We start from the raw sequence: 23,771 nt of genomic DNA on the forward strand, positions 1-23,771 counted from the left end.
GCTTCACCATCCGATGCCCAGTGCCCCTGGCTGCTGATCCGGGCCAGTCCTTGTCAGGCCAGCACTGCGGCGCGCCAAGCCTTCCTGGCGGGCTTGCAGAGCCTCATGCTCGGCTCGCTGCTGCTCGCGTCGTTGAATGAGCCATTCAGCGGCCTCCGCGACGGGGCGCGCATACAGTTCAGCAATGATGCGCCGCCCTGTGGCGGCGCGCTTCCTGGCGCGTTCGGCGTCGGCTGTCGGGTTGGGGATGCGGAACGTGCCTCGCATCTGCCGCGCCTGCTCCGCCCCGTAGACCTGGACGGCGAGGCGATCCCGCTCAACGGCCTGCCACTCGGCGGTCTGCCGCTTCGCGGCCTCCGCCTCGCTGAGGGCCTGTTCAGCCGCCCGCACCTCGGGATGGGCATCGGCCTGTCCTGTTGCGATGGTCTGCGCCCACTCGGTGACGGGTCGCAAGAGAGACGGTGCGGTGCCCCAGGTCTGGGTGATGTGCTGCTCGATCTTCTCAACCGACTCTTTCGCGGTGTCGATGTTCCGGGCGGCGGTGCGCTTACGCCCGAACCTCGCCGCCCTCACCTCTTCTCGGGCGGTGTGGAGATGCGCCCGAGCTTCTACGAGTTCTTGCCCGTCCGCCCGCGCCCGCGTTTCCACCTCGGCCGTGACCGTGTGGCGGGTGCGCGCCGCAAGCTCCTTCGCGTGGACGACCAGTTCGGCGTGCTCCCCGGCTTCGACGTGCTGCGCTTGCTTCTGCTCGACGAATCGCGCGGCGGCGTCCTCGAACACGGCCGCGTGCTGTTCCGCGCGTTCGATGAGCTGGGTGAGGCGTGCCCGTTCGGTCTGCACGAGACGCACCGGCCCATCCTCCACAAGTCCTCGCACAGCTTCCGCTGCGCGTTCGGTCGCGTCGGTGAGGCCTCGGTCGGCGCGATCGCGTTCCATCGTCGCGATGAACTGTTCTCGCGCCTGCTCCTGGCTTTCGGCGACGATGTGCAGGAAGTTCTGCTTGCGGCCGCGAGTCATTCCGACGTACACGCTCGCGGCGCTGGTGGCGTCAGTGAGAAGCGTGTGCGACCCCGCCACAGTCGCGCCCTGGACTCCGTAGGCGGTCGCCGCATAGGACAGGTGCGCGTGCTCGGCCACATACTCGGCCGGGGATGCGCAGGGTGCGCTGCCGCTTCCTCCCGCTCCCGGCCTCGCGCACTCTGAGCGTGCCGTCGTCTTCGACGTGTTGCACGATCCAGTTCTGACGGTTCGCGACCCCAACGCTGGTGTTGTTCTTGCGCGTCTGGATCAGATCCCCGGCACCGGTGGGGGCCGTCGCTGCCGGTCGCGGTGCGGATCACCCGCACGGGAAGTCCGGGGCGTGATGCCAACGACCTGCATGTGCTCGATAGGCACGACCTCCTGACGTCCGCGCGGGCCAACACGGGTGACGGAGTGCTGCGCGAGCCAGCATCGAATCTCGGAAAGCGCGCCCTGTTGCGCCTGATCGAGAGCTTCGGAAACCTCGGGGTGGAGCGCGGCGGCGATGGAGAGCGACTTCGGAGAGGTCACGACCATCTCCATAAACCGAGGCGACCCTTGACGAGCCTCTCCAGGCAGGCGCGGCCTCCCCATCGACTCTGCCGTGACCGGGTTCACTCAGTCCACCCAACCCGCATACGTCTCCGGGTCAAGGCCCAGCTCGGCCGTCACGTTGCCAGCGCCATCGAGCGCGGCGAACTCAGCGACCGTGGTTCCCGCGCCGAGGTAGTAGTCATCGGCGCGGGAACGGTCTGCTTCGACATAGCGGCGCCCGTCAGCTCCGGTTCCCCGGAACGGGATCACGCCGCCCTGCACGACACTCACCACCAATATTTCCAGTACGGAAACCTGTGTATCTACCACGGTAGAATACGCCCATTCGGGAGAGATGCGGTGAGAACGTCGGAGTTCTCAGTGGATGTGCGACGTCGGACCGATGAGATCGTCGAAGGATATTAGGTGGTGCATGATATGGTGCTTGGCATGAGTATCGAGGATGTCGGAGCGCAATTGCGGCGCGGCGTTGTCGAGGCGTGTGTTCTCGGGTTGTTGAGCAAGCGCGCGATGTATGGGTGGGAGCTGTCCCAACTCCTCGTGGACGAGGGTCAGATCATCGGCGGCATCGGGACGCTCTACCCGGTGCTGACCCGCCTTCGTAAGAGCAACTACGTCACCACCTTCGATCAGCTCTCTGATGAGGGGCGGACTCGGCGCTACTACGAGCTGACCGACGCGGGGCAGGCGGCGCTGGATGCTTTCCGTCAGCAGTGGGCACACTTCGTTCCCGCCGTCACACGCCATATCACGCCCGATAGAGAGGGGAACCAGTCATGACCGCACAGACCACACTCGACACCACCGCGAGGGGGTACCTGCGCCGTGTCAGGCGACTGCTCGAAGGTACAGACCTCGAAGCCGCCTCGTCACTGCTGGAAAGCATCACCAAGGAGTTCGAGGGACTGGACGACGTGGCCGTTCGAAGCAGGATCGAGCAGATCGGTTCACCGGAGTACGTCACCGCCGATCTACGAGCAGAGGTTGCAAACCGACCCCACGATGCGGGCTGGTACACCTGGCTGACAGCGTTCCTGGTCACCTTCGGCGGTTTCCCTCCCGCTCCTCGGATGGATCGGAGGCGTCGTACTCCTCTGGAACTCCAAGACCTGGCAGAAGCGACACCACATCATCGGTACCGCTACCTGGCCTGTCGTGACGCTCGTCGGTGTCGAAAGTCTCGTGTCATGGGCTTTGAACGCACCCGCCGTCATCGTGACCTCAGAGCAGATAGTGAGCGCGGAGGGCACTGCGACGATCACCCCAGAGAGCGCGCCGCTCACCGGTGTTGCCGGGTGGGACATCGGCGCCGTGCTCAGCCCCCTGCTCGGCGCGCTGCTGTTCGGCCTGCTCCTCGCCGTCGGCATCTGGCTGATCGTCGAAGGGCAACGGATCAAGCGGGGGCATCGCTAGCTTGAGGACGGAGACCATGCGGATGCCCTTCTCGTGTTGTGACATCCGGCCTATCCCTGAACGCAGGGTTCATGGGGCAAACCATGGGGCACCGAGTACGTCTTCGCATGTATCGGGAGGTGCGCGAACGCAGGTTCCTCCCCGAAATCCGTTGATTTCATGTGGGTTTCCGCCCTTTGAGGTCGGTGCCTGCCCGGACGGGGGCAAGAGATCAAGTCCCCCTCGCGCACCGTGGGAAAAGGCTTCTGACCGGAAAGAAGAGATCCGGTCGAGGTCTTTTTCGTTTAATTCTTCCCCGCCGAAGGCACTGGGTGCCCGGATACTCCCGCGATGTCCCACGCGTGGGCTAATGTGATCATTACCACGCGCCGAGTTGGAAGGATGAGCGCATCATGACCACTGAACGACAGTACTATCGCGTCATCGAGACGCCGGTGACTCCTTTACTCCTGGTGGCGAACGCTCAGACCGTACTGGCCGTAGAATTCGTCGACGACTCCGAAGCAGTGTTGCAGTTTCTTCAGGAACGCTTCCCGGGCGCGACGGAACGGAAATCCTCACGCGTGCTGAACCGAGCCGAGACGCAATTAGCGGAGTACTTCCAGGGTGAGCGAGAAGCGTTTACCATCCCCATAGCGCTCCCGGTAGCGGAGAACTTTTTGGCCCGCGTGCAGCGAGCCCTGCTCGATATTCCTTACGGAACGACCCTGACCTATGCGCAGGTAGCCGATCAGCTAGATGCCGAGGGTGCAGCTCGTGCGGTGGGTGCAGGTTGTTCTAGTAATCCGTTGCCGATTCTGGTGCCGTGCCACCGTGTGGTGCCCGCTTCCGGAGGGTTCGGTGGTTATCGCGGGGGAGAGGATTGGAAACGGTATCTATTAGAGCTGGAGTCCAGTGCCCGAGCGTGAACTTGGTGCACATCGAGTACCACGATAGGCCGGATAGCAATCACCACCCCGGAGCACCGTGGCCTCCGGGGTGGTGATGACACGCTCGCTGGATCGTGTTGATTAGTAGAACAGGTGGGCGATCGCGACGATAACGGGCAGTGTGATCAGGGTGCGTAGCAAAAAAATCGCCACCAGATGGTGGAAGCGCACCGGGATCCGGGAGGCGAGCAACATGCCACCCACCTCGGACATGAAGATCAGCTGCGTGACTGACAGGGCGCCAATGATGAACCGGGTCATCTCCGCGTCAATCGAGGCCGCGAACGCTGCCGGCAGGAGCATATCGGCAAAGCCGATCAGCATGGTCGCCGACGCCTCTTCGGCCTCCGGGACCTGCATGAGGTCCAGGACCGGAATGAACGGGGTACCCAACCAGGTGAACAACGGGGTGTGTTCGGCAAGCATCACCGACGCGGTACCGATCGCGAGGATACTGGGCACCACCACGACCCACATCTCTAATACGTTGGAGAATCCGTGCCGGACGACTGAGCCCAAGTGCACCTCACAGCCCCGTTTGAGCCCATTATTCCAGGCCCGACGCAACAACCCGCGCCGTGGAGGAGCTGTCTCTTCTGGCTGGGGAGTTACCCCTTCAGCGTAGTCATCGGAAATTCGTGACAGTGGTGGGATGCGCACCATCACGACGCCGGCGACGAGGCCGGCGACAACGATGGTGAGGTAAAACGGCAGGAACATGTGCTGTAGGCCCAGGTATTCCAGGATCACAACAGTAAAGGTCACCGAGACAATATTGAAGGTGGTACCCAATACCGCAGCTTCGCGCTTGGTGTAGTACCCCTGCACGTACTGTTGGTTGGCCATCAGCACGCCAATGGAACCGTCTCCGAGCCACGAGCTCAGGCAGACCACCGAGGAACGACCGGGCAACCGGAAGAGCGGGCGCATCAATCGGGTCATCAGCGCACCGACAAAATCCAGCAATCCGAAGTTCAACAGCAGCGGTAGTAACAGGCCGGCCAGGAAGAACACCGACACCAGCACCGTGGCCAGATCCATGATCACCATACCGGTGTTCTCGCCCCAGACTTGCTCTGGCCCGAGCTGCAGGACGATGAGCACCGCGAACACGAGGCCCAATACGCGTACTGTCATCCACATCCAGCCGATGTCGAATAGCGTGCGACCCAGGTGGTTATCCAGGAAGGCGGGTCGCGCAGTCCACCAGACCAACGTGCCGATCACCGATATGGCGACCAGTGCGACGACGAGCCACGGCACGAGAACACCGAGGGCGGTGGTCAGGGAATCGGAGAGAAAAGCGATCGGGATGGTCACGGAACCGGCGCCGTCGGGTACCGGAACCATGAAGATCAGCACCCCGAGGAGCGAAGGGAGGAGGAACCACCAGGTGCTGGAGGCCCGGGAACGGGTCGGCTGGGCCGTCTCATCGGGGTGGGGGGTGGACGTCGACATCTCACTCATCGGATACCGTCCTTTGTGTTGCCCGATGGAGCCGAACCGGAAGCCATCGAAGCCATATCAGTGTTATCAGTGGTGTTGATGTTGTGTATGCGGTCGAGGCGCACCGGAGCGAGCTCGTCCCACACGTCCCCGGGACCGGGGTTCTCGGGGGCGCAGGCTCCGCCGAGGTGGCGCGCCACGCCCCAGACAGCGTTCAACGCGGTGGTCACCGCGCCCTCGGCCCAGCCGGCGGTGAAGGAGATATCGTCACCGGCCAGGAAGATCCCGCGCTGGTGTTCCGCCAGGTCGTCTTGGATGAAGTGGCCGAATAACCGCTCCTGGTACCGGTAATGCCCGGGCAGGTTATTCTTGAACGCGCCCATGAAGTTCGGGTCTGCCTCCCACGAGACGGTGATCGGTTCCCCGACGATGTGGGATCCGATATCCAGACCGGGATAGATCTTGTGGAGCGAGTGTAGCATCAGCCGGGTGCGCTCAGAAGCATCCAAAGACAACCACTTTAACGCGTCGTCATTCCAGGTGTAGGACAGCAGGATCGTTGCGGGCTGATCGGGCCCATCATCCAGCAGGTAGGTCGCGCGGGGGAGCCGGTCGGTCAGCGTCATCGACATCGCCGGGCGCCCCGTTTGCGGGTCCACATCGCGCCAGAACGGGCGGTCCACCATCACGAAGGTCTTAGAGGAGAGCATGTAGTGGCTCTTTTCGATGGCGGTCCACATATCGGCGGTAAATAGGGACTCATCGGTGTCGATCCGGCTGGAGAGCAACCAGGACTGGCAGGTCACCACCGCGGCAGCGTACTCGCGGGTGCGACCCCACTTCTCCTTGATGCGGATGCCCCCGGACAGTTCTGGATTCTCAGCCTGATGGATGCCGGTCACCGCACCTCGCGGGGTGCCTGCATGCAGAGAGGCCAGGGAGGTGCCGACCGGCCAATACACCAGGTCTTCGGGGGCGTGCTCCCAGAGTTCCAGTGGTAAGCGCTGTGCCCCACCGACGATGCCACGGTGCTGGTCATCGGCATCGGTGAACACCACGCGCAACACCTCCAGAATCGAGTTCGTGAAGTCGGTATCCCAGCCACCCGATCCGAAGCCGACCTGGCCAAAGGTCTCCAGGTGTTCGAAGCTCAGCTCACCAAACGCCTGGGAGGACGCGAGGAACCCGTAAAACGAGGTGTCGTCGTGCGTGGCGACAAGCTCATTCCACAGACGCTTCAGCGTGGCGGTGTCCCGGGTCCGGATGGCGGTTTGTACGGCTTCGAGCTCGGCGTCCTCCACCAAGGCGCGTTTCCACGCCCGGGCGACCTGCTGATAGAACTCGGGAAGATCCTCGGCGGACTCCGCATAGATCGTCTGGTTTTTCAGCTCCACCACAGTGGAAGGAGTGACATCGGCCAGAGGGTTCGGGAATGCGCGGGTTTCCAGCCCCAACTTGTCCACATAGTGGTAAAAGGCCCGGCCCGAGACGGGGAAACGCATCCCGCCTAAATCCACGACGACGTCATCGTTACCGTCGAAAGCTTGGGACTTCAGCCGGCCCCCAATGGCCCCGGCTTCGTAGACGACGGGCTTGAGTCCCATCTTCATCAGCTCGTAGGCGGTGATCACGCCGGCAAGCCCGGCGCCAATGACCGCCACCTCGGTGCCGTAGGCCGATTCGGGAACGGAACCCAGCCCGGCCGGGTGGGCCAAGTAATGGTCATAGCTAAACGGGAAATCAGGGCTGAGCATCGTCAGCGGAGGCTGTTCAGCAGGCGAACTCATGGTGAGCCTTTCGGGATGTGGTCGGAGTGTCGGTCAGCGGGCGGAGCACTGTCTTAGCGCAATGACATGCTCATGGAGGAGATCAGCTCATACACCACGTGGCTGGCAGCGATGCCAGTGAGTTGAGCGTGGTCATAGGCCGGGGCCACCTCAACAACGTCGGCGCCCACGATGTTCAGATCAGAAAGCGAGCGGATGACCCGCAGTAACTCGCGACTGGTCATTCCACCGGCCTCCGGGGTACCGGTTCCGGGGGCGTGGGCCGGGTCCATGACGTCGACATCGATGGAGATATAGACGGGCCGGTCGCCCAACCGGGCGCGAAGACGCTCAATTGCGGCAGCGATGCCGTGTTCTTCGATGTAGACACTGCCGGTGATCTGAAAACCCAGTTTCTCATCGTCGTCGAGATCGTGCTTGCCGTACAGCGGTCCACGGGTACCCAGGTGTGCGCTCGCGGTGAGGTCAATGAATCCTTCCTCGGAGGCGCGACGGAACGGGGTGCCGTGGGTGACCGGGGCACCAAAGTAGGTATCCCACGTGTCCAGGTGGGCGTCAGCGTGCAATACCGCCACCGGGCCGTGCTTCTCGGCCATGACTTTCAGCAGGGGGTAGGCGATGGTGTGGTCGCCACCAATGCACACCAGTCGGTCGGCGCGCTCGAGCAGTTCGCGGGCACCATCAGCCACCTGGGCGACGGCTTCGTCGAGATTGAACGGGTTGGCCACAATGTCCCCAGCATCGGCGACCTGAGCCACAGCGAACGGGGAGATATCTTGGGACGGGTTATACGGACGCAACAGGCGAGACGACTCACGCACGTGTGAGGGCCCAAAACGGGCGCCGGGACGGTAGCTGACACCAGTGTCGAAGGGCACTCCGGCCACCGCGATGTCGGCGTGACCGACCTCGTCGAGAGTGGGCAACAGGGCGAAGTTGGCCGCTCCGGCGTAGCGCGGGGTTTGCGATGAGTCACGGGGGCCGATCGGTTCGGAATGGTGCGACGTCGCCATAGCGTCTCCTCAGCTGCAGGTGTGATGTGTGGCATAGATATGTTCCCTCGAATACTAAGCGCAGTTTCTGCCCTCAGCAATGTGACAAACGGGTACGATCCGCGTGCTAGAACGCGGATGTGACACGATATCTCACGATAGTGCGCACCAAAGCACCGGTTCAGAGACATTTCACGCACGATGTGTTCACCTTGAGGCTCGTCTGCGCCGAATTGGGCGTGTTGGATGATCGGGTTCTGATCACTAGAGCGGTCGGTAGGCATAATGGGACCATGCGCATCGCCGTGTTCCAGCAGACCGCTAAGCCAGGACAGATCGAGCACAATCTCGCACTGATGGAGATCGCTGCCGAAACCGCCGCAGCCCAGGATGCCACGCTATTACTCACCCCGGAATTATTCGTGGTCGGATACGCACCGCAGCGCATCCGCGACCAGATCAGCCCCGCAGACGTTGCCTTCGCACACGGTGAGCTGGCAGACATTGCTCGCCGTTATCGCATCGGACTCGTCTACAGCCTGCCCGGGGATGAAGAGCCAGCCTGTCGGGGAATTACCGCCACCCTGGTGGACGCCACCGGCACCCGGCGCGCGCATTATCAGAAGGTCCATCTCTTCGGCCCGGAGGAAAACGCCGCGTTCCAGGCCGGAACCCAAGCCCCACCGGTGGTGGAGTTCGACGGACGACAGGTGGGGTTGGCCGTGTGCTACGACATTGAGTTCCCCGAGATGGCCCGGGCGGTGGCCGCCGCCGGCGCGGATGTTTTGCTGGTACCCACCGCTTTGGCCGGTGATTTTCCGCAGATCCCGCACCTGGTGATTCCGACCCGAGCGCTCGAAAACCGGATGACGGTCGCCTACGCCAACCACGTGGGCACTGCAAACGGATGGGACTTTAAAGGACGCAGCGTAGTGGCCGGTCCCGACGGCGCGGTGCTTGGTGCGCTGCAGGACGAACCGGGGCTCGTCGTGGTTCACGTCCCCGCCCGCCCGCAGCCCGGACCCGAGGGACCGTGGTACCTGCAGGATCGTCGCCCCGAGATCTATCGCCACTGGGACACCGGCAGTTTGTCGCAGTGCGCCCGGAACGATCCTGCCACCCAGTCATGACCCCCGACCTCGACGACGCCCTGATTCAAGCCTTGCGCGAAGACGGCCGGGCCACCTACCGGCAGCTGGCCACCCGACTCGGTGTCCCCCGTAGCCTGGTGTCGACACGGGTGCGAGCTCTGCTCGATTCGGGCGAAATGCGCATCGTGGCCGCGGCCGACCCGGCCTTTGTCGGCGACCGCGCCCTGGCCCATGTCTCGATCACCGGCCAGGGAGATCTCACCGGACTGACCGAGGGGCTATGTGCGCGCCCCGAGATCCCACTGGTCTCAGCGACTTCGGGGCCGGTGGATCTGGTGGCCGAGATCCGCGCCACCGACCAAACCGCGCTACGCGAAACGCTGTGCTGGATTCGCGGGCTACCCGAGGCCGATACCGTGCGGGTGAACCTCTACACCGACGTCATTCGTGGCACCTTCGCCTCGCACTTCACCGGTGAAGTCACCGTCGACGATATCGATGCCGCTCTGATTGAGCAATTGAACGTTGATGGTCGCACCAGTTACCGCGACCTCGCCGAACGGGTGCGACTGTCCCAAACCGCGGTGCGCGCTCGGGTGCATCGGATGCTGCAGGCTCGGATCCTGAAGATCAGCGCCGTGGTGCGCCAAGACGCCGGTTCCGCCCGGGTGAAAGTCGGTGTCGGGCTCAACCTCGGCGGCGATGAATCCTCCGTGCTGACAACACTGGCCGACAGTCCCGAGACCGAATTCACCGCGCTCACCCTGGGCGGATATGATCTGATCGCCACCGTCTCCGGTGGCTCCCCACCCGAACTATTCGCCCGGCTCGAGCGACTGCGCGCCCTGGATGCGGTCCACCGGATGACCACCTGGTTCCACCTGCACACCGTTAAAGAGGACTACGGCCGATCCGTGTCCTCACTGTCCTCTCTGCGGAGCTGAGCTGTGGGGCCGCCGTCTTTTAAACTGAACCCATGTCCTTACAGTCTGCCGATGTGGCCCAGACCCTGTTTTTGTCCACCATTCCCGGGGCAACCCCCTCGAAATGGGTGCACCGGTTCACCTCCGATGGCTCGACGCGCAGAGTACAATTGGTCAATCACGACGAGTCCTCGCAAACCCTGTTTTTACAACCGGGCCCAGACGGCACGGTCCGCGGTATTCCACAGTTGGGTTACCTGCGCTGGAGACGCGATGCCAGCTGGCACCAGCTGGTCACCGCCCACGGGCTCGACCCCGATGAGGTGCACCTGGTGTCGTTATACGAAGAAGAACCGGTCATTGTGGTCTGCCTCGATCACCTGCTGGCCGCCTGGGACCCGCAGGCCGATGGGCCCATTCCTGCTGAGGAGCTCACCGAGGGGTTCCTGGACCCTGCCGACTTCGCTCCACCGGTTGCCCCTGATGCCCTGGAGCCACCGGAGGTTCCCGGCTCCGGGGAGCGCATGGCGATCGAGATCGTGGCCACAGGCACCGGCTTCACGCTGTTGCCGGCCTCGGTGGCACGCATGTTCGGGGTCAAACGAACGCTGACCCTGCCCACCACGGCGCATCCGGGCTGGCAGGTTGGGCTAGCTTGGCGACGAGACCTAGATTCCCCGCTGATTCAAGACTTCATCGGGGTCACCAAAGGCCGCCGGCCCTCCTCCCAGCGCTGGACCTAGCCCAGCCGGCCGGGCTCGGCTGGGGAAAATTCCTCGTCTTCGACCGGTTCGGTATCGCGAAGTTTGGCGATCAGCGTCATCAGATGGAAGACGATCAGCGTGGTGCCAGTACCCAGCGCGATGCCACCAAACTGGGCACCGGCCATCGAAATCTGCGGGTCGGCAATGGCCACGATCAGCCCGGCCCCGGCGGCCATGAGGTTAATGGTGTTGGAGAAGTCCACCGAATTCTGCACCCAAATCCGGGCTCCCATGATGCCGATCATGCCATAGAGAATGATCCCGGCCCCGGCGGCCACCCCCGGTGGAATGGTGGCAATCAGGGCCCCGAACTTGGGAAAGAACGCCAGCGCGAAGGCCACCGTGGCCGCCACCCAGTAGGCGGCGGTGGAGTACACCTTCGAGGAGGCCATCACACCAATATTTTCGGCGTAGGTGGTATTACCCACCCCACCGCCGGCACCCGAGAGCGTGGTGGCGAGCCCGTCGGCCATCAGGGCTCGACCGTTGTAGCTGTCCAGATTCTCCCGGGTCATCAGCCCCACGGTGCGCACGTGGCCAATATTCTCTGCCACCAACACGAACACCACCGGAACAAACAGGAACACCACGTCTAGGTGGAATTCCGGGGCATGGAAGGGTGGCGCCCCCAGCCAGTCGGCCTGCTCCACCGGGGAAAAATCGATCTGCCGCTGGACCAGGGCCAGGAGATACCCGGTGACAATGCCGATCAAAATCGAGAGTCGCCCCAGCATCCCGCGGAATAACACCGCAGCAATGACCACCGCCGCGGTGGTACCGAAAGTCGTCAGCGGTACCTCCACCATGGCCTCGGTCGTGGACCCGGCCAGATTCAAACCGATCAGAGCCACAATGGTGCCCATCACCACCGGTGGCATGAGCGCGTGAATCCAGCCGGTACCGACCTGATGGACGACCAGGCCCACTAAGAATAAGGTGACCCCGGCGATGAGTACCCCGCCCATGGCGGCATACATGTTATGGGCCTGGGTGGCGGCGGTAATGGGTGCGATGAAGGCAAAGGAGGATCCCAGGTAGCTGGGCACCCGCCCGGCGGTCAGGAGTAAGAACAGCACCGTGCTCACTGCGGAGAAAAACAGGGCAGTGGTCGCCGGAAACCCGGTCAGCGTCGGCACCAGCACAGTCGCACCGAACATGGCCATCACGTGTTGCACTCCGACCCCGATGGTCAACGGCCAGCGCAACCGCTCTTCAGGTAGCACCACTTCACCGGGACGAATGTGCCGTCCATCGCCATGGAGTCTCCAGGTGAGTCCGAGTTTCTGTCTCAAAGTGCCGGCCATGGCCTCCCCTTATGCACGAGTGCGGTGATCAGATCGGCTCGATTGTAGCCCATTCTCACCCGGCGTGACTTTCTCCGGTAGCGTTAACCCCGTGAGTAAACAATTGGGCGTGATTGGTGAAGCACTCGTTGATGTGGTGATCTCGGATACCGCCGAACAACGAGCCTTTCCTGGCGGATCGCCGCTAAACGTGGCCGTCGGGCTGGCCAAACTGGGTCACGATGTCTTTTTTGCCGGTCGCTGGGGTCGGGACGAGTTCGGTGATTTGATCGATCAGCACGTGAGCACTCACGGCGTGAAACCGGTGCTCGAGCGGGTGGAGACCACCTCCGTGGCCCGGGCCTACCTCGACCCCTCCGGAGTGGCCTCCTATGAGTTCGACCTGAACTGGGAGGTGCCCGAGACCTTGGTCACCGACTTCGCCACCGCCACCGGCGGGGCCGAGCTCGATCACGTTCACGTGGGATCCATCGGTACTGTGTTAGCACCTGGGGCCGCCACGGTGCTGAGAGCTCTGAGCGCTGTGCGCGAGCACGCCACCATCAGCTATGACCCCAACTGCCGGCCCACCATTTTGCCCGATCGGCAGGCCTACCGGCAGCGGGCCGAAGAGATCGTGGGCTTGACCGATATCGTCCACGCCTCCGATGAAGACCTCACCTGGCTGTATCCGCACCGCGAGATCACCGACTCACTGCGCGATTGGGCGGCCCGCGGGCCGGGGCTCGTCATTGTCACCCGAGGCGCCCGCACCATTCTCGGAAGTTGCGCTGACGGGGAGATTTTCGAGATGCCGATCGTCCCGGTACAGGTCGCCGACACCGTCGGGGCCGGAGATTCCTTCACCGCCGCATTGTTGTGGGCGTTGCACCAGGTGCTCGGCGATCGTGCGGGCATCCACCGACTTTCCACCAGCGCCGCCCAGCACGCGGTGCGCATCGCCGCACACGCCTCGGCGATCACCAGCTCCCGACCGGGAGCCAACCCACCTGAGACCGCTGAACTCCTGGCAGCGCTACAGGCTGCCGGCATCGACGCGCAGGGCTTACCGTGAACCGGGATGGCCTGAGCCCGCACGGGGAATCCGTCGAGCGTGACGCGACGGGCCATCCCGTGCGCCGGCCGGGCCTGATCGCCTCCGATCTCGACGGCACTATCATCTCCTACCGTCACCCCGCCGGTGGGTCGATCATCACCCCGCGCACCACCGCTGCCTTTCAGGCCGCTCAAGAAGCCGGCATCCCGGTGGTCTTTGTGACCGGCCGACCCATGCGGTGGATGTCCGGACTCGTCGCGACTCTGAACGGGCCGGCGATCTGTTCTAACGGGGCGGTGATCTATGACTTGAGCTCTGAGACCGTGCTGGAGGCCCACCCGATCCCGGTAGCGAGTGTCGTCGCAGTCTACGAGGAGCTCCGCCGGATCGAACCCGCAGCTCGGTGTGGATTTGAAACCCTGACCGGCTTCGTGGTCGAGCCCGGCTTTCGGGATGACCACCCCGAGGACCCCAGTGGATATCGCCCCGGAGGGTTGCACCACTACCCGCGCACCATTGACGGCTTGGACGAGCATCCCGGGGTGCTGAAGTTCATGGTCCGCGTTCCCGACCGGGAACCCGACCAGCTCTTGGCCAGGGTGCGCGCACACCTGGGTACCACCGTGACCGTGACCCATTCGGCCCCCGGCCAACCCTTGTTGGAGATCTCGCGGGCCGACGTGAATAAAGCCGCGACCCTGGCCGATTACGCCACCTCTCTGGGAGTCCACGCCAACAAGGTCGTGGCCTTCGGCGACCAGCTCAATGATGTGGAAATGATTCGCTGGGCCGGCACCGGGTACGCGGTCGGCTCCGGACACCCCGAGCTGAAAGCAGCCGCCAATGCGGTCACCGCGGACTGTGACGATGACGGGGTGGCCGCGGTGATCGAGCATTTGATGCACCTACCCACCTAGGATCTTCTTTACCGAGAGCGGGGCAAGTGCCGTGCCTCATGTTGTTGAGCATGAATGGATTGTCGTAGTTCAGATTTGAAGGATTGCATCGTCGTAGCAGGGTCTGATGTTCAAGCTGGTGTCGTAGCGACTTTACGTTATTTTCTGGCTTTATGGGTTTGAACTGTTAGATGTCTTCGTTTTTGTTATGGCCTTCTGGGTCTGCCGTGCTGGGAAATGATTTAGCTGAGCTCGATCGGATTCAATGATTGGTAGAACTTGTAACCGGGATATCGAGGTTCGTGAGAGTTTCTCGGAGGGGAATTTGTTACTGGTACTGTTAGCAGTGGGTCGCCCCGTTGTGAGGTCCGGCCGGTATGTGAGTCGGTTACTTCTAACTGGTGGGCGCAAGCTCGAGCGTACTCGATCGGGGGCAGGTAACCCAGCGAGGAATGCCGGCGGTCATGATGATATCCATGGGGCTTGTCAAGTTTGTTGTGTAGGGGATTGGGTTGAGAGGTAGGGGTTGATTCGGTCGGGGTAGGTGGCGGCGAGTTGGGCGAGGGCTTGTTTCCAGTTCGTGGTGACTTGTTCTTGCACGAGTCTGCCGGCGGGTTTGCCGCGTTCCTTGGCTCGTTCGCGGGCGCGTTTGTCCTCGATCGTGCAGAGCGCTAGCTAGAGCAGTTTGACCACGGCCTCGTCACTGGGGAACTGCGTGCGGTTCTTCGTGACTTTGCCCAGCTGATAGTTCAGCGACTCGATCGTATTCGTTGCATAGATCACCCGGCGCAGTGCCGGCGGGAATGCCAGAAATGGCACGAACCGCTCCCAGGCGTTCGTCCACGTCTTGACCGCTAACGGGTATTTCTGGCCGAGCTCAGAGGCTGCGACATCATCCAAACGCAGCCTTGCGGTATCCTCGTTGCTTGTGGTGTAGAGGGCCTTAAATGCCCGTGATACGGCCTTGCGATCGCCGTAGGCAACGAACCTGTTCGCAGCCCGGCTCAAGGGGTACGACACAGGTCTGGACGAACGAGTCCAGCCAGGTCGCTTCGATTGCCTCTGGCAGTCCGGTCAGCCCGTCGCAACAGCCGTTCGAGCCCGGCCAGCGATGGGGTCAGAGTCAGTGCCAGGACGAAGGCGATGCAGGCGAGTCACTATTCTTCCTCGACAACGGTCCAGACGCTCGATGACACCACCCACACCCGACAGACCTCGTGGAAGGAATCACCGTGCACACCCGCCAGACCTTTCCCACTCCACGCCGACACTATCGCCGTCTTCAACGCCCCGTCGTTCGACGATGAACGCGAAGCGACCATTATGCTCCACGGATGTCGTCGGTAGGCAGGTTGCCACCTACGTCTACTTCGTTACCGTCCTCCTCCTGGCCACCGGAGGTGCCGGATGCTTCTCAGCCCTGCCGATTCGCGCCGCTGCCACCGGCGCACAGGCCATCACGTGGTACTGAAAGAAGCACGGCGTGAGCTACTGGGAACTGGTCGAACGCGCCGACCGCGGCCGGCGATGGGAATTGGCTGCCAATGCCGTCATCTTCAACGCTGCCTGGATCAGCGTTCGCGCCGAATGTGATGACCGGTTCCCCGCTTGTATCCGTACCCCCGTCGCTCGGCACAAATGACCCCAGCCACACCCTCATCGATGCAATCGCGGGCCTGGCCGCCGGACCAGCCGTCGCCGAGCTCTTGACTACTCGCGCCCGCCATCGCGAGGCAGACACTCCCGATGCGGATTGAGCAACACGAGCCCCTTACCCCCGCACATCACTGCACGGACACGATCCTAAATGGGGAATGGTTCCACACGCCGTTCTTGAATACCAGGTTCACGACACCCGACGAATCATCCACACGACAGAGCTCAGGCTCACACCCTAATACCGGTCCACGAGAGAAATAGCGGATACCTGCGCCAATACGTACGACAGGTTCTTCGACAGATACCACAGTCGGTGCACTGAAATTCGCTGGAATCTGCTTACCATTCACGCACAGCACCGGTGAAGCAAACATTCTCATGAACCAGCCATTCATCCAGTGTGTCTTCACGTTCACGCGTATGCGATTCATCCTCGCACCTCTTCGGCATTCGACAGTGAGCGAGATTCCCGCACATCAAAGTGATTCCATAAGGCACAATCTTGCAGTTTCACCGTAGGCCCCGTTGCCGCAAGCACAGCTCCGATCATCACAAAAGCGAACGACCACAATCTAATCATGGCGATAAATATTCCATGAAGCAAGACGGCCAACCAGAACGCAACGGGACGCCACCGGACGGGGCCGAGCAAGAGCAACGCTATTGTAACCTCGATCAATATAGCCCCCACGTCATCAGCAGGGAAAAAACAGGAATATTGACTAACCAGTCAAAGATTGGACCGAACGGACCCGGTGTACCAAACATAGGATCCAACGTAATGAAATATGCAGCAGTCCCATCCTTCCACTCAGGCACCGACGTTTTCGATATAGCAACATTCAAGTACACCCAGATTAGCTGAAAGCGCAGCAGGTGACTCGCAGCCCATGTCACCGGAAGCAACGGAGACCCACTGGAAGTTGTGGCATGCCAATGATTCAAACGACCATCAGACAACAGGACTACTGCAAGGATGACAACAACAATCTGAGAGACTGCTTCCCGCCGTCAGGCAAACTAATTGCTGGAGAGATCGATAACGTAACCCATGCATGGAGAATCCCCGTATACCTGGGAAAGACCCCGCTCAGCACGACCACTAAGCTTACTAACAACACCACTGAGGGAAACACTAGGCCAAGTTCATCGTACATTAAGCAGTATGCTTCTGCTCTGCTTTCCCCATGACAAGATGGACCAAAGGACCCGCCGTCAGTCGGAACAAAGAGTGTATCCCAATTTGTGAATAACAAGACAGACAACTGCCCTGCGGCTATCAAGGTTCGAGCTAGCGCGACATTGCGGGAGCCGGCAGGAGTAACAGATACCGCCCTATCTACCTCGGAAAGCCCAGACACGGTCTTTTTCAACACTTCACGCTCAGCTTCACAATGCGCAGAGGTCTATGACTATAAGGGGTGAAGCGCCCTGGGTTTTGTTCCGTTTTCTATACGGGGCTTAGGGCTTGTGCCTGGGTCATATAATAGCTGGCTTCGACGTCGGTCGGGGTCTGGTAGTTCAAGGCTTCATGCAATCGGGTGGTATTCCACCAGTGGACCCAGTTCATCGTTTCGAATTCCACCTCAGTAGCTGACGGCCAAGCGGGCCGAGCATAAATCAACTCGGTCTTATACAAGCCATTAACCGTCTTACCCAATGCATTATCGTAAGCATCTCCAGCGGTCCCAACCGATGCCGTCAGACCAGCCTTGGCAAGATGTTCGGTATAGCGAATGCTGACATATTGCAAGCCACGATCGCTGTGATGGACTAACCCATCCAGGGCTTGGTCCTTAGCACTGAGCAGCGCGTGCTCTAACGCTTCCAACGGTAGCGCATCAGTACGCATCGTCGTGCGGGTCGACCAACCCACGATCTTACGACTGAAGGCATCCGTGACAAACACGGTGTAGCAAAACCCGCTGGTGGTGCGCACATAGGTTATATCCGCGACCCACAGCCGGTTGGGTGCTGTGACGCCAAAGTCCCGGTTGACCAAATCTGGCCGCTGATCCGGGACCTTCGCAGCGATGGTGGTGTGGGGTTTTCGTCCTCGCACCACACCGCTGAGTCCCGCCAGGCACATCAGCCGAGCCACTTCGTCACGGCCCACGTCCCAGCCAGCACGTCTCATGGCATGCCACATTTTGCCCACCCCATAAACCCCATAATTAGCCTGGTGCAGCTCTTTGACCACTGGGATCAGGGCTGCATCCCGACGCGAACGATCACTGGCAGGACGGGCTTTCGCCGCCCGATAGCCACCTGAGGTGATGAACCCACGGTCTGTCGCACCCAAAACACGACAGATGGACTCGACCCCGAAACGATCCCTGAACATGTCAATGTAAGCAATCATCTCGTCGTGGGGCGGTCGAGCTCCGCTGCGAAAAAAGCTGACGCCGTCTTGAGGATCTCATTAGCCCAGCACAGCTCCGCGTTCTCCCGCTTCAGCTTCCGGATTTGCGCTTGGGCATCCGTGGACACCCCTGACTTCTGACCGGTATCCACTTCAGCTTGTACCACCCAACGACGCAACGTCTGTGTCGCGATACTGAGCTTGGGCGCGGTTTCACGAATCACCACATACCGGCTCGGCGCGTCTTCATCTTCGAGCCGATCAAACACCATGCGCGTGGCACGATCTTTAAACGACTGCGGGTATTTGGTTGGCATAGTTCTATCCTCTCATTTTAGGACGGAACAAAACCCAGGACGGTTCATTATTGAATCTGGACTCAAGTTCATCTATGTTTGGTGTATGCGTGCGATACAGATCACACAACTAGAAGGACCCGAAGCCATCGAATTTAACGAGGTCGATGACCCCGTTGTCACTAACCCCGATAAGGAAGTACTGATCCAGGTCAAGGCCGCCGGGGTGGCCTTTCCGGAACTGCTTCAAACGCGCGGGCAGTACCAGATGAAGCCTGATTTGCCGTTCATCCCCGGAGCCGAAGTCTCCGGCGAAGTCCTCGACGCCCCCGAGTCCACCGGACTGGTTCCCGGAGACCGCGTGGCAGCGCTGTGCTTGCTCGGTGGGTTCGCCGAGAAAGTCACCGCCCGGGCTGACCTGACCTTCAAACTCCCGGACAACATCAGCTTTGAGCAGGGGGCAGCCTTTTTGTTCAACTACTGCACCTGCCAGTTCGCGCTCCGCCGTCGCGGGGCGATGAGCTCCGAGGACACCGTCCTCGTTCACGGTGCCGCCGGCGGTATCGGTACCTCCGCGATTCAGATCGCCAAAGCTTTCGGCGCTCGCGAGGTGATTGGCGTGACCTCCACCGAAGAGAAGGCCGAGATCGCCCGCGCGGCCGGCGCCGACCGTGTGGTGAACTCCGAGAATTTCCTCGAGGAACTCGGCCGGTCTTCTGTGGACATTGTGGTGGACCCGGTTGGAGGTGACCGCTTCACCGACTCGTTGCGCGCCCTGAAGCCGGAGGGTCGACTATTGGTTATCGGCTTTACCGCCGGTTCCATCCCCGAGGTCAAGGTCAACCGCCTGCTGCTGAACAATATTTCGGTGGTCGGTGTCGGCTGGGGTGCCTTTGGGCTGAACAAGCCCGGCTTTATTGCCGAGCAGTTCGCCGATATGGAAGAGCACCTGGCCGCCGGTCGTCTGGTGCCACCGCTCGGCCCGGTCTTTGATCTCGCTGAGGCCAGCAAAGCCCTACAAGTTCTGGAAACGCGCACCGCGACCGGAAAGGTGGTCCTGCGCGCATGAGCACCGAGGCATCCTCCCAGCGCATCTACATTCCCACTCTCGATGAGCTGGGAGAGCTCGAGCAGGTTTATTCTGTGACCGCCCCCGAACGGTGGCGTGACTACAACGATCACGTCAACGTCTTGGGGCACTACGAGTTCTTGATGCACACCCTGCACTACGGTCTGATGTCCATGGGCATCACCCCCGACTACATCCAGACCCATGGACGCAGCACCTTTACGCTGGAACAGCACGTGACCTTCGCCCATGAAATTCAGATCGGTGCCAAACTCGGTGGCTATGTGCGCCTGGTGGACCGCAACGCGAAACTCTTGCGCGGTGTGGCCATTGCTGCGAACCTCACCACCGGCGACGTGGCTTCGATGGCCGAATTCGCCGATATTCACGTCGATATGTCCACGCGGCGTTCGACCGCCTGGAATGACGAGCTCGGTGACAAACTCGACCAGCGACTGGCCCACGATCGTCAGCTCAGCTGGCTGGCTCCGGATTCCGGTAGCCTGAAGCTCCGTTAGCCCCCCGGACCCCCTGATTTTCCACGATTCCAACTCGATTTGAAGGAGTACCCCATGTCCACTACTGAACCACGCGTTGCCATCGTTACCGGTGCCGGTCGCGGCATCGGTGCAGCCATCGCCCAGCGTCTGGCCTCTGATGGCCTGAAAGTTGCGGTGCTGGATCTGGCCGAAGAGCAGTCCCAGAAGACCGTCGATGCCATCACCTCCGCCGGTGGCCAGGCCCTGGCCGTCGGCGCTGATGTCTCCGATGAAGACTCGGTCAAGGCCGCTGTTGCCAAGGTTGCCGATGAGCTCGGCGCCCCGACCGTGCTGGTCAACAACGCCGGCATCATCCGCGACAACCTGCTGTTCAAGATGACCGTGGACGACTGGGATGCCGTGATGGGTGTGCACTTGCGCGGTGCCTTCCTGATGTCGCGCGAAACCCAGAAGTATATGACGGAGGCTGGCTTCGGTCGTATCGTGAATCTCTCCAGTGTTTCAGCCTTAGGCAGTCGTGGTCAGGCCAACTACTCCGCTGCCAAGGCTGGTCTGCAGGGCTTTACCAAGACCCTGGCGATCGAGCTGGGTAAATTCGGTGTCACCACCAATGCAATTGCCCCCGGTTTTATCGAATCGGATATGACCGCTGCCACGGCCGAACGCATTGGTATCAGCTTCGACGAATTTATTGAAAAAACCGTTGCGCAGATCCCGGTTGCCCGCAGCGGTAAGCCCGACGACGTTGCCCACCTGGCCTCCTTCCTGATTTCCGAAGGCGCTGGCTACGTGAACGGTCAGGTTATTTATGCAGGTGGCGGTCCCTTTGACTAATCAGCGGCCGACACCATCTGATGGTGCCAGCTCTGGTCAGTACTCTGCCGTGATGTTTGACTTCGGCGGAGTGCTGACCACCTCGTTGCTGGCAGGATTCCAAGCGTTCGGAGACAAGTACGGTAACCGTGACCTGCCATTGAAGATCCTGGGTACCAAAGGATCCGCCTCTGCCAAGTTGCTCGGTGCCCACGAAGAAGGTCGCATCTCCGCGACCGAATTCGAACAGGGCTACCACGAGGAACTGGCGGAGCACGGACTGCAGGTGCCTGATCGCGGGACCATTGAGGAGATTCAGTCTTACCTCCACCCGGACCGGGAAACCATCGATCTCGTGGCAGAAATTCGTCAAGCCGGTATCCCTACCGGCTTATTGTCGAACTCGTTTGGCGACAATACCTATGCTGGCTTTGATCTGGAGTCCATGTTCGATGCGGTCACCATCTCCGGAGTCATTGGTGCACGCAAGCCCTCACGCGTGGCATACCTCACCGCCTGCCAGAAGCTCGAGGTAGCTCCTGAGCAGACGGTGATGATTGACGATCTTCAGCATAATCTCGATGCAGCGACCCGGTTGGGGATGGGAGCCATCCGCCATACCGATGCCACCAGCACCCGCGCTCAGCTGAGCGACTTGCTGAGTAATTACTCTGTGTAGCGTCCCAAGGCCTCGGCAACACAAACCGGCTTTTCAATACCTTCGGCCTCATACACCTGCACGGTGGTGACCTGGGCTGAACCCTCGCCGACTTCTTCCACTGAAGAAATTGTCGAGGTCACGCGAATTCGGGTCCCCACCGGCAGGGGATGGGGGAAACGGACCTTGTTATATCCGTAGTTCAAGGTGTGGGTAAAGCCCTCCAGCTGAATCAGCTGCTCAGAAAAATACGGGCCTAGCGACAGCGTGAACAGCCCGTGAACAATGGTGCCACCCAACGGGCTGGCCTTGGCGCGTTCGACATCGACGTGGATCCACTGATGATCCTCGGTGGCATCGGCGAAAGCGTTGACTTTATCCTGATCAACCGTGTACCACTCCGTAGGGCCCAGTTCCTTGCCCTGGAGTTCTTTCAGTTCGGCGATCGAGCTGACGGTGGTGACTTCTACCATCGTGATATCTCCTTCTCGTAGGTGAGCTATATCACCTTCATGTTAAGTGAACCTGAACTCGGATTCAATGGATCATTTTTCTCTTGCGCAGTTGTCTTGAATCTGATCTCAAGTTCGATATAAGCTGTATGAGAGGTAGATCACATCTTAATGTGGAGAAGGACCGCCATGACCAATTTGGTAGACATCATCTGGAATCACGCCCAGCAACAACCTGAAGCCAACGCCTTGCGTGAAGGGGTCGATGAGGCCGAACGTATCTGGTCGTATGACCGGCTCGCTCGCAACATCAGCGGTGTGATCCCGGAATTTCAGCGCCGTGGCATCCAACCGGGGGATCGGGTTCTTTTCGTGGTACCCACCTCAGCGGAGTTCGTGCTGGCCTATCACGCCTTGGCTGCGCTGGGCGCTATCGCGGTGACCGTCAACGCAGCCTGCACCGCTCGCGAACTGCAGTACTTCATCGAGGACTCAGAACCTGTGTTGGCCTTGGGGTGGAAGGAAGACGGCAAAGGTTTCGAACAACTCGAGAAAGCTGCCGAGGCCACAGATGTCTCCACCTGGCTCCTGGAGCCTGGGGTTTTTGACGATCTGGTCGCCGACTCCCTGGCTGATCCCGCCGATCTCGCCGATGGAACCCCGATGGCTATTCTGTACACCTCCGGGACCACCGGACGTCCGAAAGGTGCGGTGCTGACGCACAACAACATCATGGCCTGCGGTCGCATGGCCGCAACCACCAACGAGTTGGGCTCCTCGGACAGTCTGGGCACGGGGTTGCCGATGTTCCATGTGTTTGCACAAGTAGCGGTGATGCACACCGTCTTTCATGGCGGGGCAAGCTTATCGCTACTTCGCCCGTTCACCCCGCACGGGATGATGGAGATGATGGTCAAGCACCAACTCACTTCAGCATCCGGGGTGCCGACCATGTGGAACGCGATGTTGCACGTACCGAATCCCTACCGCCCCGAGGACTTTTCGAACATGCAGAAGGTGACCTCCGGTGGAGCTGCTCTGCCCATCCAGGTGGCTAAGAAGTTCTATCAAGCCTTCGGCGGAGATGTTATTGAAGGCTACGGTCTGACCGAAACCACCGGGTACGGCATCGGAAACCGGCCCCATGCGACCCGCAAAGAAGGCAGTATCGGTCTGCCGGTGGAAGGCGTCGACGTCACCATCTTGGACGATAATGGCCAAGAGCTGGGCGTGAATGAGATCGGTGAGATCGCGCTCGATGGCCCGGTTGTGATGAAAGAATACTGGGGCCGTCCCGAGGCCACCGCCGCGACCTTCACCGGTCGCTGGTTCCGCACCGGTGACCTGGGACGGATTGATGAAGATGGCTATGTCTTCATTGTGGACCGGAAAAAGGATTTGATCATTCGGGGTGGCTACAACGTCTACCCGCGCGAGGTTGAAGAAGTGCTCTACACCCATCCGGATGTGGTGGAAGTCGCCGTAGCCGGGGTGCCCGACGAGCATCTGGGTGAAGAAATTGCCGCGGTGATTACCTTGCGCCCCGATGCGACCCCCGATGCGCCCGCATTGAAGGAATGGCTGGGCGAGTATTTGGCGCACTACAAGATTCCGCGGATCTATCATTTCGTGGAGTCGCTGCCCAAGGGGGCGACCGGCAAAATCCTGAAACGCGCCATCGACCGGGATGAGCTCCGTGACCAGGGCGTGCGAGTCTCCAGCGCCCCGCAACGGTCCTAGACCATCTCTAGATGACCGCAATATAGACCCCCAACGGATACACACAACATAGAGAAAGAAGGGAGA

General features: G+C 61.0%; 24 protein-coding genes and 1 pseudogene. 14 read left to right on the forward strand and 11 right to left on the reverse strand.

Annotated elements, in window-relative coordinates:
- Positions 1-3 precede the first annotated feature (3 nt).
- The 3 genes from DCC24_RS07065 to DCC24_RS07075 all read right to left on the reverse strand — a co-directional run bounded on the left by DCC24_RS07065 (position 4) and on the right by DCC24_RS07075 (position 1,884).
- On the reverse strand, positions 4-1,137 hold the full coding sequence (locus tag DCC24_RS07065) for a hypothetical protein (RefSeq protein WP_110099221.1): 1,134 nt from the start codon (positions 1,135-1,137) through the stop codon (positions 4-6).
- Between the two features lie 150 nt (positions 1,138-1,287).
- Complete coding sequence (locus DCC24_RS07070; RefSeq protein WP_110099222.1) at positions 1,288-1,638, reverse strand: relaxase domain-containing protein; 351 nt, start codon at positions 1,636-1,638, stop codon at positions 1,288-1,290.
- Positions 1,639-1,884, reverse strand: a complete 246-nt coding sequence (locus DCC24_RS07075) for a hypothetical protein (RefSeq protein ID WP_146206301.1) — start codon at positions 1,882-1,884, stop codon at positions 1,639-1,641.
- Between the two features lie 120 nt (positions 1,885-2,004).
- Here DCC24_RS07075 and DCC24_RS07080 point away from each other — a divergent pair, with 120 nt between their 5' ends.
- Complete coding sequence (locus tag DCC24_RS07080; protein WP_110099283.1) at positions 2,005-2,355, forward strand: PadR family transcriptional regulator; 351 nt, start codon at positions 2,005-2,007, stop codon at positions 2,353-2,355.
- A 441-nt stretch (positions 2,356-2,796) separates the two neighbouring features.
- Here the strand turns inward: DCC24_RS07080 and DCC24_RS07085 are convergent, their stop codons facing one another.
- A complete protein-coding gene (locus DCC24_RS07085) occupies positions 2,797-3,033 on the reverse strand; it encodes a hypothetical protein (protein WP_110099224.1) in 237 nt (78 codons plus the stop codon).
- Between the two features lie 347 nt (positions 3,034-3,380).
- Here DCC24_RS07085 and DCC24_RS07090 point away from each other — a divergent pair, with 347 nt between their 5' ends.
- A complete protein-coding gene (locus DCC24_RS07090) occupies positions 3,381-3,896 on the forward strand; it encodes a methylated-DNA--[protein]-cysteine S-methyltransferase (RefSeq protein ID WP_110099225.1) in 516 nt (171 codons plus the stop codon).
- Positions 3,897-3,998: 102 nt separating this feature from the next.
- Here DCC24_RS07090 and DCC24_RS07095 read toward each other — a convergent pair whose 3' ends face one another.
- From DCC24_RS07095 to speB, 3 genes are read right to left on the reverse strand one after another with little or no spacing between them, the layout of a single operon-like run.
- Positions 3,999-5,384 (reverse strand): YjiH family protein, encoded by a 1,386-nt coding sequence (locus DCC24_RS07095; RefSeq protein WP_233492017.1) that lies wholly within the window; start codon positions 5,382-5,384, stop codon positions 3,999-4,001.
- Complete coding sequence (locus DCC24_RS07100; RefSeq protein ID WP_233242959.1) at positions 5,381-7,150, reverse strand: NAD(P)/FAD-dependent oxidoreductase; 1,770 nt, start codon at positions 7,148-7,150, stop codon at positions 5,381-5,383. The genes DCC24_RS07095 and DCC24_RS07100 overlap by 4 nt, the downstream gene beginning before the upstream one ends.
- A 53-nt stretch (positions 7,151-7,203) precedes the next feature.
- Positions 7,204-8,163: an agmatinase gene (speB, locus tag DCC24_RS07105; RefSeq protein ID WP_110099227.1), complete on the reverse strand. Its 960-nt coding sequence runs from the start codon at positions 8,161-8,163 to the stop codon at positions 7,204-7,206.
- Between the two features lie 272 nt (positions 8,164-8,435).
- Between speB and DCC24_RS07110 the strand changes: the two genes are divergently transcribed.
- The 3 genes from DCC24_RS07110 to DCC24_RS07120 are packed head-to-tail and all read left to right on the forward strand — an operon-like array spanning position 8,436 to position 10,899.
- The gene (locus DCC24_RS07110) at positions 8,436-9,272 is read left to right on the forward strand and encodes a nitrilase-related carbon-nitrogen hydrolase (RefSeq protein ID WP_110099285.1); all 837 of its coding nucleotides are present in this window, start codon (positions 8,436-8,438) and stop codon (positions 9,270-9,272) included.
- Complete coding sequence (locus DCC24_RS07115) at positions 9,269-10,177, forward strand: Lrp/AsnC family transcriptional regulator (RefSeq protein ID WP_110099228.1); 909 nt, start codon at positions 9,269-9,271, stop codon at positions 10,175-10,177. Before DCC24_RS07110 ends, DCC24_RS07115 begins: the two co-directional genes overlap by 4 nt.
- Before the next feature lie 32 nt (positions 10,178-10,209).
- Positions 10,210-10,899 carry a LysR family transcriptional regulator substrate-binding protein gene (locus tag DCC24_RS07120; RefSeq protein ID WP_110099229.1) on the forward strand — a complete coding sequence of 230 codons (690 nt, stop codon included), beginning with the start codon at positions 10,210-10,212 and terminating at the stop codon, positions 10,897-10,899.
- On the opposite strand, the gene DCC24_RS07125 is transcribed toward DCC24_RS07120, so the two are convergent.
- A complete protein-coding gene (locus DCC24_RS07125) occupies positions 10,896-12,224 on the reverse strand; it encodes a uracil-xanthine permease family protein (protein WP_110099230.1) in 1,329 nt (442 codons plus the stop codon). The genes DCC24_RS07120 and DCC24_RS07125 overlap by 4 nt on opposite strands.
- A 91-nt stretch (positions 12,225-12,315) precedes the next feature.
- On the opposite strand from DCC24_RS07125, the gene DCC24_RS07130 reads away from it, so the two are divergent.
- The gene (locus DCC24_RS07130; RefSeq protein ID WP_233492018.1) at positions 12,316-13,278 is read left to right on the forward strand and encodes a carbohydrate kinase; all 963 of its coding nucleotides are present in this window, start codon (positions 12,316-12,318) and stop codon (positions 13,276-13,278) included.
- Positions 13,275-14,177, forward strand: a complete 903-nt coding sequence (locus DCC24_RS07135; protein ID WP_233492019.1) for a Cof-type HAD-IIB family hydrolase — start codon at positions 13,275-13,277, stop codon at positions 14,175-14,177. The genes DCC24_RS07130 and DCC24_RS07135 overlap by 4 nt, the downstream gene beginning before the upstream one ends.
- Positions 14,178-14,642: 465 nt before the next feature.
- Here DCC24_RS07135 and DCC24_RS07140 read toward each other — a convergent pair.
- Positions 14,643-15,246 (reverse strand): annotated as a pseudogene (locus tag DCC24_RS07140) (transposase); the annotation flags it as partial.
- Positions 15,247-15,459: 213 nt separating this feature from the next.
- Here DCC24_RS07140 and DCC24_RS12060 point away from each other — a divergent pair.
- Positions 15,460-15,627, forward strand: coding sequence for a hypothetical protein (locus DCC24_RS12060; RefSeq protein WP_158524623.1), 168 nt, complete (start codon positions 15,460-15,462; stop codon positions 15,625-15,627).
- A gap of 12 nt (positions 15,628-15,639) precedes the next feature.
- Complete coding sequence (locus DCC24_RS12065) at positions 15,640-15,798, forward strand: hypothetical protein (RefSeq protein WP_158524624.1); 159 nt, start codon at positions 15,640-15,642, stop codon at positions 15,796-15,798.
- A gap of 1,467 nt (positions 15,799-17,265) precedes the next feature.
- Here the strand turns inward: DCC24_RS12065 and DCC24_RS07150 are convergent.
- A protein-coding gene (locus DCC24_RS07150) for an IS3 family transposase (RefSeq protein WP_110099233.1) occupies positions 17,266-18,494 on the reverse strand; the annotation gives its coding sequence in 2 pieces (ribosomal slippage) (positions 17,266-18,215 and positions 18,215-18,494; 1,230 coding nt in all).
- 85 nt (positions 18,495-18,579) lie between these two features.
- Here DCC24_RS07150 and DCC24_RS07155 point away from each other — a divergent pair.
- Genes DCC24_RS07155 through DCC24_RS07170 form a run of 4 tightly spaced genes read left to right on the forward strand, consistent with a single transcriptional unit; the run spans position 18,580 to position 21,534 of the window.
- The gene (locus DCC24_RS07155; protein ID WP_110099234.1) at positions 18,580-19,542 is read left to right on the forward strand and encodes an NADPH:quinone oxidoreductase family protein; all 963 of its coding nucleotides are present in this window, start codon (positions 18,580-18,582) and stop codon (positions 19,540-19,542) included.
- Positions 19,539-20,060: a thioesterase family protein gene (locus DCC24_RS07160; RefSeq protein WP_110099235.1), complete on the forward strand. Its 522-nt coding sequence runs from the start codon at positions 19,539-19,541 to the stop codon at positions 20,058-20,060. Before DCC24_RS07155 ends, DCC24_RS07160 begins: the two co-directional genes overlap by 4 nt.
- A gap of 54 nt (positions 20,061-20,114) precedes the next feature.
- Positions 20,115-20,876 carry a 3-oxoacyl-ACP reductase FabG gene (gene fabG / locus DCC24_RS07165; RefSeq protein WP_110099236.1) on the forward strand — a complete coding sequence of 254 codons (762 nt, stop codon included), beginning with the start codon at positions 20,115-20,117 and terminating at the stop codon, positions 20,874-20,876.
- A complete protein-coding gene (locus DCC24_RS07170) occupies positions 20,869-21,534 on the forward strand; it encodes an HAD family phosphatase (RefSeq protein WP_199446245.1) in 666 nt (221 codons plus the stop codon). Before fabG ends, DCC24_RS07170 begins: the two co-directional genes overlap by 8 nt.
- Here DCC24_RS07170 and DCC24_RS07175 read toward each other — a convergent pair.
- Entirely contained in the window at positions 21,522-21,986 is a 465-nt protein-coding gene (locus tag DCC24_RS07175) for a MaoC family dehydratase (protein WP_110099238.1), read from the reverse strand. The two genes, DCC24_RS07170 and DCC24_RS07175, sit on opposite strands and share 13 nt — an antisense overlap.
- Positions 21,987-22,154: 168 nt before the next feature.
- On the opposite strand from DCC24_RS07175, the gene DCC24_RS07180 reads away from it, so the two are divergent.
- Positions 22,155-23,705, forward strand: coding sequence for a class I adenylate-forming enzyme family protein (locus DCC24_RS07180; RefSeq protein WP_110099239.1), 1,551 nt, complete (start codon positions 22,155-22,157; stop codon positions 23,703-23,705).
- Positions 23,706-23,771: the final 66 nt, after the last annotated feature.

The sequence above is a fragment of the Auritidibacter sp. NML100628 genome (genome assembly GCF_003185985.1).
In the GTDB taxonomy this organism is placed as follows: domain Bacteria; phylum Actinomycetota; class Actinomycetes; order Actinomycetales; family Micrococcaceae; genus Auritidibacter; species Auritidibacter ignavus.